Source organism: Streptomyces sp. NPDC050287 (assembly GCF_044459385.1).
Classification (GTDB): Bacteria; Actinomycetota; Actinomycetes; order Streptomycetales; family Streptomycetaceae; genus Streptomyces.
Genome location: NZ_JBITIY010000004.1, coordinates 420,849 through 433,663, shown reverse-complemented (window position 1 = coordinate 433,663; position 12,815 = coordinate 420,849). Strand labels below are relative to the sequence as shown.

The window sequence follows — 12,815 nt, the reverse complement described above, 5'->3', positions numbered from 1 at the left end:
GTATCACTCGTCGTCCGGCACGGCTGCCGGGGCCCTGAGCGTGGCGACCGCGGCGGACAACTGCTTCTGCACACCCTCCGGCAGTGGGTCGCCCCTGACCGTGTTCACCAGGTCCTGGGCCAGCTGGTGCATTTTGGTGTTGGTGTTCTGGGAGGTCCTGACCAGGGTGGACCAGGCGTCCTCGGGGCTGAGTCGGAAGCTCGCCATCAGGATGCCGCGGGCCAGGTCGATCGTCGGCCGGGTCTGCATGGCTCGGCGCAACTGCGCCATCTCGATGCGCGGGTCCTGCGCGCTGTCGCCCTCGGTGTGCCGGCCCTGCTCGGACTCCCCGTCGTCGGCGGGAGTCCACCGCTGCGGCTCCGCCTCCGCCTCGCCCGGCCGGTCACCTGGCTGGTCCGCGTCGGGGACGGTGACCTCGGAGTCGGTGACCTCGGTATCCGAGAACTCGGTATCCATGACGTCGGTATCCGTGAACAGGGATCGGGTGTCGGTGAGATCGAGTACCCGCTCGACCACGCGGCCGGTGGCGCGCAGGAGGACGGTCTTGTCCTCCTTCAGGGCCTGTTGCCGCACGCTGAGCAGGACGTTGAGGGTGGAGCAGTCGCAGAAGCCGACCCCGCTGAGGTCCAGGTCTATACCCCGGGCCGACTCGGCGAGTGCCGAAAACAGGGCCCGCCGCACCACTTCCTCCGTCTGGAGATCGAGTTCGCCGCTCACCGACACGAGCACGCGATCGCCCTCGTGGCCGGCGACGACCGTCACCTCGGAGGGCTTGCGCACCCCGGTGCCGGCGAACGACCCCGCCCAGCCCTCGGCGTCCCCCGATCCGGGCTGCGCGGAGTACGCCGACTGCGGCATGACACTCTCCCACGACCTCTTGTCCACTTACCTCTCCAAGGTCACGCCTGCACACGGTATACGTCAACAGATACACGAAAAAAAGTTCATGTATTTGTGTGCGTGAAACCCTCAACGTATGATGCAGGCATGGGTGGAGTGCCTGAACCGCACACGGGATGGACGTTCGTCACCAACCACGCGCGCGTGCTGGCGGTCATCGCTGACGATCCGAACGTGCGCATCCGGGACATCGCCGTGCACTGCCGGCTGACGGAGCGGGCCGTGCAGAAGATCATCGCCGACCTGGAGCACGACGGCTACCTGTCACACACCCGCGAGGGGCGTGGCAACACCTACCGGATCGAGCCCGGCAAGGTCCTGCGCCACCCCGCGGAGGCCGGCCTCACCGTGGCCTCGCTGCTCTCGCTGCTGGTCCAGGACGAGGCGGACCGCACGACGCAGAGCCGCGTCGGCGCCGACGGCAACAGACCCTAGGTGTGCTGTCCGGACAGCACGTCTCGCCCGGGCTCTTGCGCGCCGGGCCGGCCCCGGTTGCCGACGCGTGCTGCCGCCGCACCGGACGACGACACGACAGCGGCCGGAGGATCCGCCCGGTGTTCGGCGGATCCTCCGGCCGGTCTGGGTTCAGGCCGTGTGCAGCGTGAGCCCGTAGCGGTTGAGGATCTCGTTGACCGGCTGGAACCAGGTCTCCCCGCCGCCGGAGCAGTTGCCCCAGCCGCCGGAGGTGACGCCCTGTGCCTGGTCTCCGCTGATGAACGAGCCGCCCGAGTCCCCGGGTTCGGCGCAGACGCTGGTCTTCGTCATCTGGTGCACCGCGCCCTCGCTGTAGTTGACGGTCTCGTTCTTGGCCAGCACGGTGCCGCAGTGCCAGTGCGTGGTGGAGCCGGAGCGGCAGATCGAGGCGCCGACCGGTGCCTCGGCCGAGCCGCGCACGAGCTGGTCCGACACCGTGCCCCAGCCCAGGACGACCGGAACCGTCCACCAGCCGCTGCCCACGCTGACCCACGCGTAGTCGTTGTCCGGGAACGAGGAGCCCTGGAAGGTGCCGATGTAGGTGCGGTCCCAGCCGCTTACCCCGGCGCCCGGTTGGCCGCAGTGGCCGGCGGTGACGAATCCACCCTGGACCGAGAAGCCGATGGAGCAGCGGACGTTGCCCGTGTAGTAGGGATCGCCGCCCACGGTCCCGGCCGCGAAGGTCTGCGGCGCGCTTCGTACGGTCCGGACGGTGACCGGTCCGGCCTCACGGGCCCGGGCGACGAACTGCCGGACATCGTTGTCGTGGCGCTCTTTCCCGACCACGTTCACCACCACCGTGTTGGCGGCCGGGTCGACGGACCAGCCGCTGACGCCCGCCGGTGCCCGCAGCCGGTCGAGGTGTGCCTTGGTGGCGTCGAGCTGTCGCGCGCTGTGCTCGACGGTCCGCACCTGCGCGCCGGTGGCCCGGACGGCCCGGACCGTCGAGGGCGCGGCGTCCGAGGTGACCGCCACGGTCAGCCTCCGGTTCCCGGCGTCGAACCACGAGCCGCCGTAGTCGGCTCCGGCGGCGCGACGCGCCGCGGGCACGAGTGCGGTGGCCCCGCGCTCGGCGGCCAGCCGGGCCTCGGCCTCGGCCTTCGACAGGCCGAAGTCCCGCTGCATCGCCTGGAGCAGGCCGGGCGAGGCCGGCGCGGTTTCGGAGGAGCCGGCGGGTGTGGAGGAGTCGCTCGCCGCGGCAGGCAGGGTTCCTGCCGCGGCCCAGCTGCCGAGCATCAGGAGGACGGCCAGGCCGACATGCTGAAGTCTGGTACGTCTCATAGGAGTTGCCTTTCGTCGTTCCAGCAAGGTGGGGGCGGAACAACGCGGTCTGAGAGCGCTCTCGTGGCGTCGGGCAGAGCCTAATCCCGCGCGGCTGTCAGGTCCATACCAATGCGGAGTCGTTCTTCGGGCGGGGTGACGTGGCTCGAAGAGCCGGCCGCGGTGGCCGTTCATGTCACGCGCCGGCCCCGGGGTCCGGCCGCACGGCTGATGCGATACCGGCGCGGGCCGCCTCGAGTCGGGCGGCGAAGGCGGTGCCGAGGAAGAGCGCGACGGCGGTCAGATTGGCCCACAGGAGCAGGGCGATGAAGGCGGTGAGCGGGCCGTACCCCGCGCCGAAGGCACCGCTTTCCTCGACGTACAGCGCGAGCAGCCAGGTGGCCGCGACCCACAGCAGGAGGTGGACGGCGGAGCCGAAGGCCAGCCAGGTGTAGCCGGGTTGGACCCGGCGGGGCGACCACCGGAAGATCACGGCGGAGGCCACCCAGGCCGGCGCGAGCCCCACGGGTATGTCGAGCACACTCCACCATCGCGCCCCGCCGCCCGTTCACCCGGCGGAGTCGGCGACCGCGTCACCGACGGCGTCCCCCGCGACGAGCACCACGAACCCCAGGACCATGGGCAGACCGGCCGCGAGGGCGAGGAGCAGCGCCCTGGCGTACTTGCGCGGGAAGGGACGGTCGCGTTCGATGCCGTAGATACGGTTGGCGCCGCGTTCGATCTGGCCCATGGCGGAGGCGAGGTTCAGCAGGGCGAAGGCCAGGCCGAGCCACAGGGCGAGGGTGCTCCGGACGTCGTCCCGGGCGGTACGCCGGGTCCCGTCGAAGGCGTCCGCGACCACGTCGGCGCCGGCCCCCGGCACGATCCGGCCGAGCGTGTGCTCGATGATCCGGCCCATCTCCTCCGTGTGGACCGAGGTGGCCAGGCCGACGAGCGCGACGGTGAACGGCACCAGGCCGAGGACCACTTGGAAGGCGAGAGCGCGGGCGTTGGTGAAGCCGTCCGCGTAACGGAACCGGGCGAAGGAGTCGGTCAGCAGCCGCAGGCCGCCGTAACGGCGCAGGGCGGTGAACGCCTCGTCTGCGGAGAGTTCGTCCCCGATCATGTCCCGGGTCTGCGGGACGTGGACAGCGGTTCCCATGGCGCGGACTCTCCTGGTCGTGGGGTGGCTTCCTGGTCCGGTTGCCCCGGGAAGCGTCCCGTCCGACCTCGTACGCGCGACTCAGCCGTCAGCCGCGCGAAACGCAAGGGTTTCTTTGGCGGCGCCTCGGGAGGGCCCGCGCTGGTCGGTGCACCGGGGTCACGGAAGCGTGACCCCGTGCGGCCGCCTCCTCAGGGCTGAGTGGGCAGGGTGGAGCAGTTGGACGTGGCGGGCTTGCCGGTGAGGCGGTCGGTGAGCCAGGAGATGGCCTGACCCTGGTCGGTGAGCAGGGGAGCGAAGTGGTTGAGCAGGGAGCGGCCCACGTCGGGCAGGATGACCGGCTTGTAGGTGACGTCGGCGCCCTTGCCGCACCAGTCCACGGCGAGTTGCCGGGACTGCGCGTGGGGTACGAGGTTGTCGCTGGTGCCCGTCGCCAGGCGGACCGGACCGGCCGGCCGCATGCCGCCGATGCGCTGGTCGTCGAGGAACGCGCGCAGTGCGGGTTCGGCCGCGATGATGTCGCTGAGAGGCCGCCCGTCGGTGGTCCAGGCCGTGCTGCGCGCGGAGTTGTAGGCGAACAGCGCGTCACCGACGCACATGGTGGACAGGTCGGTGAGGGCCGCGCGGCCTTTCGCATTGAGGTGGGCGTCTGCGATCGGCCTCAGGGCGGGGTCGCTCTGCAGGAAGCCGTTGACCGACCAGCCCAGTGCCCCGGCCAGATCGCTGCCGTCGATGGCCTTGGTGACCTCGGCCAGGTCGGCGGGCGGCGCTCCGGAGTAGGTGCCGGCGAGCGTGACGTCGGGGGCGTACGTGGCCTGGAGTTCGGCGGCGGCCGCGGTCGCGCCGCCGCCCTGGCTGTAGCCGAACAGTGCCACCCGCGAGTCGGCCGTGACCGACGTCCCGCGCAGGGAGCGGGCCGCGCGGACGGCGTCCAGGACGGCGTGCGCCTCGTCGACACGGTTGACGTAGGTGTGCAGCCGGTCCGTTGAGCCGAGCCCGGCGTAGTCGGTGACCACGACGGCGATGCCCTGGGCGAGCAGCCGGTAGACGGCCAGGTTCTCGTAACCGACGGAGAGGGTCTGCCCGTTGAGCCGCAGGGGATGTTCGAGACCCAGTGAGGCGGCGCACTGGTCGCCCTGTCCCATGGTGCCGGGGGCGACGGCGACCAGCGGGCGGGCTTCGCCGCCCTTCCAGGCCGCGGTCGGTTCGATGTAGGCGCCGGTGACCGCGACGGGACGTCCGTTGGAGTCCGTCGATTTGTACATCAGCCGGGTGGCGGTTCCGGGCAGCGGGCCGTGGACGCCGGGCAGGGTCAGCGCGAGCGGCAGGGGCTCGCTGCGCACCAGGGCGCCGTCGGCCGTCGGCAGGGTCGCCGGCGGGTTGTAGAACGTGGGGATGGTGACGCCGCGGGAGATCACGGCGTCGGTGTCCGTGGTGGCGGCGGCCGGGACGGCTGTCGCGCCGAGACAGGCCGCGGCGGTGACGGCCGCGGCCACGATGCGAGCGGATGCGGGCATGACGGACCTCCGTGTGTGGGGGAGGCCGAGCTTGATGTGCGGCTCGGGCGGTTCGACGATCCGGTGGGGCGGATGGGGCGGCGGGAGCCCGGTCGTCCAACCGCGCTTGCGCCGCCACTCTTAGACGGATTGTCAGGACCGTAGCGGTGAAGGCGTTACCGGCGGTAGCAGTCGGAAGGTTACGGTTCAGTAATATGGCGGCGGTGCAAGTGGCGACGTGTCAGCGGAGTGCGGGCGCGCGGCCCGGCCGCGCCGTGGCGGCCGGCCCCGTGTGGATCCAGCGCAGCAGGACGACCGAGCACACGGCCGCCAACGCGCACCAGGTCGAGACGAACTCCGTCCGCCACAGAACCCAGCAGACCGACGCCCCCACGCCGGTCAGCAGCCCGAGCGTCAGCAGTCCCCGGTCACCGGAGAGCAGCAACGAGCCCACGGTTGCCAGCAGGTAGCCCACGATGAGCACGGGGACGTACGGCAGGTCGAAGGCGTAGCCGACGGTGTGACCGCGGATCTCGGCCCTGGCCGGACCGGTGACCAGCCCGTACGCGAGCACCGCGGCCGTCGCGACCCCGACTCCGAGCAGCAGGCCCAGGCGGCTTCGCGCGTGCGGTGGGGCGGCACACAGCACCCCGGCCGGAACCCACACCGCCAGCAGGGGCAGCGCGATCACGGCCCAGGCCATGGTGGCGGGGCCGCTGCCGCCACCGGATTCCCAGACGGCCGACTCGACGATCTGATGGGCCCCGAGCAGCAGAGGCAGCGCGGCGAGCGGCAGATCCCGGCCCCTGCGTACCCGTGCCACACACACCACCCCCACGCCCGCGACAGCGGTGCCCGCCACGAGATCAGCTGTCGCACTCCAACACATCACGCCACCAAGGGGTTCGCCGTCGGGTTCCGCCGTCGTGGTTACCGCCTGCGCCGCAGACCAAGCCAGGCTACGTCGGGCTGTCCGGTTGTCCGGGCAGTCCGGGCAGTACGTGCCGCCGGGCGGTACGAGGGCTTGAGGGCGCGCCGAGGGGGGGAGGTTCGCCGTACGGCTCGGGGTGTCGTCCTGTCCCGTCAGCCGGAGTGGACCGGCTCCGGGCATACATGGGCGGCCCGGCTGGGTCTGTCTGCCGGGCCGCCCGGTCGTGCGCTGTGACGCGGTCAGCGGTGTCCGCGGAGCCGGCCCAGCAGGCGCTGGGCCTGGGCCCGCCGTCGGGGGTCGGCCGCGGCCCGGCGCGCCTGCTCGGCCGCGCGCCGCCCCTGAGGACTCCTCGCGAACTGCTTGATGCGCTCCATCATGCCCGGCATGTGGCTCCTCCCTCGGGTACCGGCGGGTCTGTCTGCCTCGACTCGCCTACCCTCCGTGCGGCGACTCAGCCCTGAGCCGCGCAGGAGTATCGATGTCAGTGGTGTGGTGAACAATGCGGAGCGAGCGAGATCAAGATCGTCCGCACTGGGTAGGCGATCCTGCGTCCCCGCCAGGAAGGCCACCGCAGATGCACCCCACTCCCCAACCGGCACAGGGCCTGGTTCCGTCCTCTCTTGCGCGGCGTGGTCCGCGGGCCACCCACGGGGAGGTCTGACGATGCTCCTGCCCCACCGCGGCCGGTCCGGCGCGCCGGTCGGCCCCGCCGGTGCCGAGGTTCTGCGCGTCGTCTCCGCTCCCGGGACCCCGGTGTTCCTGACGGTGCACGCGGACGGCCGCCGCAGATACGGCTATTGGCAGCCGTTCGACGCCGATACGGGGAGGGGGAGCTGTTACGTCGCACTGTCCACCGTCGAATGCGACGCGCTGCACTTGGCTGGACGCATCACTCTCGGCGAGGCGGTCGTCGATCCGACCAGGACGACCTACCGTGTCCGGCCCGCACGGACCCCGGCCCCGGCCCTACCCGCGCGCACCGTGTCCCACCGAGCCCGCGCTGCCTGACCGGCAGGGCCGGACGTCCGGGCGGACCCGGGGACGGAACAGGCCGACGCGGCGCCGTCGCGCGCCGAGCCGGCCTGTCCATGGTGCGTCCGCGTGCTGCCGAGCGGTCTGCTCGACGGGACCGTCAGTCCGTGCCGGACTCCATCGCCGCGCGGTCCAGCATCTGGTCCTCCTCGGAAACCTCGCCGCGGGAGGCGATGGCCTCGGCGCCGCCCTCCGGCATGGAGCCGATCAGGCCGGTCGCGGCCGCCTGGGCGGCACCGATGGAGGGACTGCCGGCGCCGATCAGCCCGAGGCCGGCGTACTGCTCGAGCTTGGCGCGTGAATCGGCGATGTCGAGGTTGCGCATGGTGAGCTGGCCGATCCGGTCCACCGGGCCGAACGCGGAGTCCTCGGTGCGCTCCATGGACAGCTTGTCCGGGTGGTAGCTGAACGCCGGGCCGGTGGTGTCGAGGATCGAGTAGTCCTCTCCGCGCCGCAGCCGCAGAGTGACCTCGCCGGTGACCGCGGAGCCGACCCAGCGCTGCAGGGACTCCCGGATCATCAGCGCCTGCGGGTCGAGCCAGCGGCCCTCGTACATCAGCCGGCCCAGCCTGCGGCCCTCGTTGTGGTACTGGGCGAGGGTGTCCTCGTTGTGGATCGCGTTGACGAGGCGCTCGTACGCCGCGTGCAGCAGGGCCATGCCGGGAGCCTCGTAGATGCCGCGGCTCTTGGCCTCGATGATCCGGTTCTCGATCTGGTCTGACATGCCCAGGCCGTGCCGGCCGCCGATGGCGTTGGCCTCCATCACCAGGTCGACGGGGGAGGCGAACTCCTTGCCGTTGACCGTCACCGGGCGGCCCTGGTCGAAGCCGATCGTCACGTCCTCGGTGGCGATCTCGACCTCAAGGTCCCAGAACCGGACGCCCATGATCGGCTCGACCGTCTCGAGACTCGTGTCCAGGTGCTCCAGGGTCTTGGCCTCGTGGGTGGCGCCCCAGATGTTGGCGTCGGTGGAGTACGCCTTCTCCGTGCTGTCCCGGTAGGGCAGGTCGTGGGCGACGAGCCACTCCGACATTTCCTTGCGGCCGCCGAGCTCGGTCACGAAGTCGGCGTCCAGCCACGGCTTGTAGATGCGCAGGTGCGGGTTGGCGAGCAGGCCGTAGCGGTAGAACCGCTCGATGTCGTTGCCCTTGAAGGTCGAGCCGTCGCCCCAGATCTGGACGTCGTCCTCGAGCATCGCCCGCACCAGGAGCGTGCCGGTGACGGCACGGCCGAGCGGCGTGGTGTTGAAGTACGCCCGCCCGCCCGAGCGGATGTGGAACGCCCCGGAGGTGAGCGCGGCCAGCCCTTCCTCGACGAGTGCGGCGCGGCAGTCGACCAGGCGCGCGATCTCGGCACCGTAGGTCTGCGCGCGACCGGGCACCGAGGCGATGTCGGGCTCGTCGTACTGGCCGATGTCGGCGGTGTAGGTGCACGGGACGGCGCCCTTGTCGCGCATCCACGCGACCGCGACCGAGGTGTCGAGCCCGCCGGAGAAGGCGATGCCGACGCGCTCGCCGGCGGGAAGGGAGGTGAGGACCTTGGACATAGGAAGAGTATGCATGATCTCGCATGATCATGCAAAGGTGGGTTCCTGATTCCGGGCCGCGATTACCCGTGCGGTCCCCACCTTGGCAGGATGGCGTCATGACCGAGATCCGCACCCCCCGCCTCGTCCTCCGTCGCTGGCACGACGACGACCTCGTGCCCATGGCGGAGATCAACGCGGACCCGCGGGTCATGCACTGGATCGACGACGGGTCGGTGCGCGACCTGGAGTACACGGCCGAGGCCATCGAACGCTGGGAGGAGGAGTGGGACGAGGAAGGCTTCGGCCTCTTCGCCGTCGAACTGCTGGCCTCGGGTGAGCTGGCCGGCTTCACGGGCCTGTCCGTGCCCGAGTTCCCGCCGGAGGCGGCGAACGACGTGGCGGTCAGCTGGCGGCTCGGCTCACCGTTCTGGGGCCAGGGCTACGCCTCCGAAGCCGCCCAGGCCACCCTGGAGTTCGCCCTCCAGGACCGCGGCCTCGACCGGGTCATCAGCGTCTGCCGGATCGGCGACGAGGCCTCCGAGAACGTCATCCGCAAACTCGGCATGACGCTGGAGCGCGAGAGCGTACATCCCGTGTACGGCTATCCCTTGCACATCCACGCCATCGATCTCACCGAGTTCGACGCGTGAAGACCGGGCGGGGTGCCGTGCCGTCGGCCGGTGGCCCGCGCGCCGGCGGCCAGGGCGCCGGACCTGGCCGTCCGCCGGCACCCCTGCCCCCCTGAGCAGACCGGTCAGGAATCGAGAAGCGCCGGTCGCGGGGTCGTGGCTAGCGTGACTGCCATGGGCATCACGCCTCACGTCTCGCACCTCACGCGGGCGTCGAGGCGGTCCCGACCGGACCCACGACCTCAGGAGTGACCATGACCGGCTCTTCCACCCAGGGAATCAAGACCGTGCTGCACCCCGTATCCGACCTGGCGAAGGCCAAGGCCGTGTACGCCGCCCTGCTGGGTGTGGCGCCGCAGACCGACGAGTCCTACTACGTCGGCTTCGAGGCCGAGGGCCAGCACATCGGGCTGGTGCCGAACGGCGGACCGCAGGGCATGACCTCGCCGGTGGCCTACTGGCACGTCCCGGACATCGAGGCGAAGCTGGCCGAGGTGACCGCCGCGGGTGCCACCGTGCGCGAGAGCGCGCACGACGTCGGCGGCGGCCGCCTGGTGGCCACCGTCACCGACCCCGACGGCAACGTCCTCGGGCTGCTTCAGGACCGCTGAGCACCGCCCTTCCCGGCACAGCCGCTTCGGGAGCGGCGCGCGTTGCTCGTCCGCGCCCCGACCTGCGAAGGCGGTTTCCTGGTCCGGCACCCCGGTGGACACCCGGGGTGGCCGGGTTCCAGGGCGCCACGGGCCCAGGCGACGGGAACCGGACGTACGCTGCAAGCCGATCGGATCGAGCCAGGCGACGCCGACGGAGACCGCACGGGCGGCTCCGCCCGACAGATGGAGACAGAATGACCACGACCACCAGAACGGACTCGCAGTCGCCTGCGCCGCACGCCGCCGACAGCCATGATCTGATCCGCGTGCACGGGGCGCGCGAGAACAACCTCAAGGACGTCAGCGTCGAGATCCCGAAGCGCCGGCTGACGGTGTTCACCGGCGTCTCCGGCTCGGGCAAGAGTTCGCTGGTGTTCAACACCATCGCCGCGGAGTCGCAGCGGCTGATCAACGAGACCTACAGCGCGTTCCTGCAGGGCTTCATGCCGACGCTGGCACGGCCCGACGTCGACGTCCTGGACGGGCTGACGACCGCGATCATCGTCGACCAGCAGCGGATGGGCGCCGACCCCCGCTCCACGGTCGGCACCGTCACCGACGCGAACGCCATGCTGCGCATCCTCTTCAGCCGGCTCGGGAAGCCGTACATCGGCCCGCCCACCGCCTTCGCGTTCAATGTGCCCAAGCGGACGGCGAGCGGGTCCATGACCGTCGACAAGGGCAAGGGCGAGCGGATCACGGTACGCAAGGCCGTCTACCACGGCGGCATGTGCGCGCGCTGCGAAGGCCGGGGCACCGTCTCCGACATCGACCTCACCCAGCTCTACGACGACAGCAAGTCGCTGGGCGAGGGCGCGCTGACCATCCCCGGCTACAGCATGGACGGCTGGTACGGCCGGATCTTCACCGGTTGCGGCTTCTTCGACCCGGACAAGCCGATCCGCGAGTACACCAAGAGGGAGCTGGACGACCTCCTCCGCAAGGAGCCGACCAAGATCAAGGTCGACGGCATCAACCTGACGTACGAGGGTCTGATCCCGAAGATCCAGAAGTCGATGCTGTCCAAGGACATCGACGCGCTGCAGCCGCACGTCCGCGCGTTCGTCGAGCGGGCGATGACGTTCACGCCGTGCCCGGACTGCGAGGGCACCCGGCTCGCGGCCGAGGCCCGGTCGTCGAAGATCGAGGGGATCAACATCGCCGAGGCCTGCGCGATGGAGATCAGGGACCTCGCCGCATGGGTCCGCGGCCTCGACGAGCCGTCGGTCGCGCCGCTGCTCGGCAAGCTGCTGCACACCCTCGACTCGTTCGTGGAGATCGGCCTCGGCTACCTCTCGCTCGAGCGGCCGGCGGGCACGCTGTCGGGCGGCGAGGCACAGCGCGTCAAGATGATCCGCCACCTCGGATCCTCGCTCACCGACACCACGTACGTCTTCGACGAGCCCACCATCGGGCTGCACCCGCACGACATCCAGCGGATGAACGACCTGCTGCTGCGGCTGCGGGACAAGGGCAACACGGTGCTCGTCGTCGAGCACAAGCCGGAGGCGATCGCGATCGCCGACCACGTCGTCGACCTCGGCCCCGGCGCCGGCACGGCGGGCGGCACCATCTGCTTCGAGGGCACCGTCGAGGAGCTGCGGGGCAGCGGCACCGTCACCGGCCGCCACTTCGACGACCGGGCCGTCCTCAAGGGCACGGTGCGCAAGCCCACCGGCATGCTGGAGATCCGCGGCGCCTCCCGCCACAACCTCAAGGACGTCGACGTCGACATCCCGCTCGGTGTCCTCTGCGTCGTCACCGGCGTCGCCGGCTCCGGCAAGAGTTCGCTGATCCATGGCTCCGTCCCCGCCTCCGAGGCCGTCGTGTCGGTCGACCAGGCACCCATCCGCGGCTCCAGGCGCAGCAACCCGGCGACGTACACCGGACTGCTCGACCCGATCCGCAAGGCGTTCGCGAAGGCCAACGGCGTCAAGCCGGCGCTGTTCAGTGCCAACTCCGAGGGCGCCTGCCCCACCTGCAACGGCGCCGGCGTCATCTACACCGACCTCGGCATCATGGCCGGCGTCGAAACCCCCTGCGAGGACTGCGAAGGCAAGCGGTTCGACGCGTCGGTGCTGGAATACCGCTTCGGCGGCCGTGACATCAGCGAGGTGCTCGCGATGCCGGTGACCGAGGCCGCGGAGTTCTTCGGGGCCGGCGAGGCGCACACACCGGCCGCCCAACGCATCCTCGGTCGGCTCGCCGACGTCGGACTCGGCTACCTCACCCTCGGTCAGCCGCTGACCACGCTGTCCGGCGGCGAGCGGCAGCGGCTCAAGCTGGCCACGCACATGGGAGACAAGGGCGGCGCTCGGTCCGTCTTCGTACTCGACGAGCCCACCACCGGTCTTCACCTCGCCGACGTCGAGCAGCTGCTCGGCCTGCTCGACCGGCTCGTCGACTCCGGCAAGTCGGTCATCGTCATCGAGCACCACCAGGCGGTCATGGCGCACGCCGACTGGATCGTCGACCTCGGCCCCGGCGCCGGCCACGACGGCGGCCGCATCGTCTTCGAGGGCACTCCCGCCGACCTCGTCGACGCCCGCTCCACCCTCACCGGCGAGCACCTCGCGGCCTACGTCGGCAGCTGACCGACGCCCTCAGGGACACGCGAGACGAGCGGGGAAGGAGACCAGGGACGGCGCCGACGAGGGCTGCGCGGGTCGGGCCCGGTCGTCGGCGTCGTACCGTCTGGTTCTTCTGGTTCTTCTGGTTCGTACGGGTTCGTTCCCGGCGGCGAACACGCG

The 12,815-nt window shown here is 71.1% G+C and carries 11 protein-coding genes and 1 pseudogene; 5 read left to right on the top strand and 7 right to left on the bottom strand.

Annotation, left to right across the window (positions count from 1 at the left end):
• Window positions 1–3 precede the first annotated feature (3 nt).
• The gene (locus tag ACIBK3_RS16920) at window positions 4–858 is read right to left on the bottom strand and encodes an anti-sigma factor antagonist (RefSeq protein WP_399366238.1); all 855 of its coding nucleotides are present in this window, start codon (window positions 856–858) and stop codon (window positions 4–6) included.
• A 129-nt stretch (window positions 859–987) separates the two neighbouring features.
• Here ACIBK3_RS16920 and ACIBK3_RS16915 point away from each other — a divergent pair, with 129 nt between their 5' ends.
• Entirely contained in the window at window positions 988–1,335 is a 348-nt protein-coding gene (locus ACIBK3_RS16915) for a MarR family transcriptional regulator (protein WP_399366236.1), read from the top strand.
• Between the two features lie 150 nt (window positions 1,336–1,485).
• On the opposite strand, the gene ACIBK3_RS16910 is transcribed toward ACIBK3_RS16915, so the two are convergent.
• From ACIBK3_RS16910 to ACIBK3_RS16890, 5 genes and pseudogenes are all read right to left on the bottom strand, one after another.
• On the bottom strand, window positions 1,486–2,655 hold the full coding sequence (locus ACIBK3_RS16910) for a S1 family peptidase (RefSeq protein WP_399366234.1): 1,170 nt from the start codon (window positions 2,653–2,655) through the stop codon (window positions 1,486–1,488).
• Between the two features lie 175 nt (window positions 2,656–2,830).
• Window positions 2,831–3,796 (bottom strand): annotated as a pseudogene (locus ACIBK3_RS16905) (YihY/virulence factor BrkB family protein).
• Window positions 3,797–3,987: 191 nt separating this feature from the next.
• A complete protein-coding gene (locus ACIBK3_RS16900; RefSeq protein ID WP_399366233.1) occupies window positions 3,988–5,313 on the bottom strand; it encodes a lipase family protein in 1,326 nt (441 codons plus the stop codon).
• A 220-nt stretch (window positions 5,314–5,533) separates the two neighbouring features.
• Complete coding sequence (locus tag ACIBK3_RS16895; protein ID WP_399366231.1) at window positions 5,534–6,181, bottom strand: DUF6629 family protein; 648 nt, start codon at window positions 6,179–6,181, stop codon at window positions 5,534–5,536.
• A gap of 281 nt (window positions 6,182–6,462) precedes the next feature.
• Window positions 6,463–6,609 (bottom strand): hypothetical protein, encoded by a 147-nt coding sequence (locus ACIBK3_RS16890; RefSeq protein WP_399366229.1) that lies wholly within the window; start codon window positions 6,607–6,609, stop codon window positions 6,463–6,465.
• A gap of 277 nt (window positions 6,610–6,886) precedes the next feature.
• Between ACIBK3_RS16890 and ACIBK3_RS16885 the strand changes: the two genes are divergently transcribed.
• Window positions 6,887–7,231 (top strand): hypothetical protein, encoded by a 345-nt coding sequence (locus ACIBK3_RS16885; protein WP_399366227.1) that lies wholly within the window; start codon window positions 6,887–6,889, stop codon window positions 7,229–7,231.
• Window positions 7,232–7,355: 124 nt separating this feature from the next.
• Here ACIBK3_RS16885 and argG read toward each other — a convergent pair whose 3' ends face one another.
• Window positions 7,356–8,801, bottom strand: a complete 1,446-nt coding sequence (argG, locus tag ACIBK3_RS16880; protein WP_399366841.1) for an argininosuccinate synthase — start codon at window positions 8,799–8,801, stop codon at window positions 7,356–7,358.
• A 98-nt stretch (window positions 8,802–8,899) separates the two neighbouring features.
• Between argG and ACIBK3_RS16875 the strand changes: the two genes are divergently transcribed.
• The 3 genes from ACIBK3_RS16875 (at window position 8,900) to ACIBK3_RS16865 (ending at window position 12,659) form a co-directional block, all read left to right on the top strand.
• Complete coding sequence (locus tag ACIBK3_RS16875; protein ID WP_399366225.1) at window positions 8,900–9,433, top strand: GNAT family N-acetyltransferase; 534 nt, start codon at window positions 8,900–8,902, stop codon at window positions 9,431–9,433.
• A gap of 233 nt (window positions 9,434–9,666) precedes the next feature.
• Window positions 9,667–10,023, top strand: a complete 357-nt coding sequence (locus ACIBK3_RS16870; protein WP_399366223.1) for a VOC family protein — start codon at window positions 9,667–9,669, stop codon at window positions 10,021–10,023.
• Between the two features lie 236 nt (window positions 10,024–10,259).
• Window positions 10,260–12,659: an excinuclease ABC subunit UvrA gene (locus ACIBK3_RS16865; RefSeq protein ID WP_399366221.1), complete on the top strand. Its 2,400-nt coding sequence runs from the start codon at window positions 10,260–10,262 to the stop codon at window positions 12,657–12,659.
• Window positions 12,660–12,815: the final 156 nt, after the last annotated feature.

Bases quoted from the DNA above. Each gene is read 5' to 3' on its own strand.
- ACIBK3_RS16920 (WP_399366238.1), bottom strand. From the start codon at position 858: ATGCCGCAGTCGGCGTACTCCGCGCAGCCCGGATCGGGGGACGCCGAG.
- ACIBK3_RS16915 (WP_399366236.1), top strand. From the start codon at position 988: ATGGGTGGAGTGCCTGAACCGCACACGGGATGGACGTTCGTCACCAAC.
- ACIBK3_RS16910 (WP_399366234.1), bottom strand. From the start codon at position 2,655: ATGAGACGTACCAGACTTCAGCATGTCGGCCTGGCCGTCCTCCTGATG.
- ACIBK3_RS16900 (WP_399366233.1), bottom strand. From the start codon at position 5,313: ATGCCCGCATCCGCTCGCATCGTGGCCGCGGCCGTCACCGCCGCGGCC.
- ACIBK3_RS16895 (WP_399366231.1), bottom strand. From the start codon at position 6,181: ATGTGTTGGAGTGCGACAGCTGATCTCGTGGCGGGCACCGCTGTCGCG.
- ACIBK3_RS16890 (WP_399366229.1), bottom strand. From the start codon at position 6,609: ATGCCGGGCATGATGGAGCGCATCAAGCAGTTCGCGAGGAGTCCTCAG.
- ACIBK3_RS16885 (WP_399366227.1), top strand. From the start codon at position 6,887: ATGCTCCTGCCCCACCGCGGCCGGTCCGGCGCGCCGGTCGGCCCCGCC.
- argG (WP_399366841.1), bottom strand. From the start codon at position 8,801: ATGTCCAAGGTCCTCACCTCCCTTCCCGCCGGCGAGCGCGTCGGCATC.
- ACIBK3_RS16875 (WP_399366225.1), top strand. From the start codon at position 8,900: ATGACCGAGATCCGCACCCCCCGCCTCGTCCTCCGTCGCTGGCACGAC.
- ACIBK3_RS16870 (WP_399366223.1), top strand. From the start codon at position 9,667: ATGACCGGCTCTTCCACCCAGGGAATCAAGACCGTGCTGCACCCCGTA.
- ACIBK3_RS16865 (WP_399366221.1), top strand. From the start codon at position 10,260: ATGACCACGACCACCAGAACGGACTCGCAGTCGCCTGCGCCGCACGCC.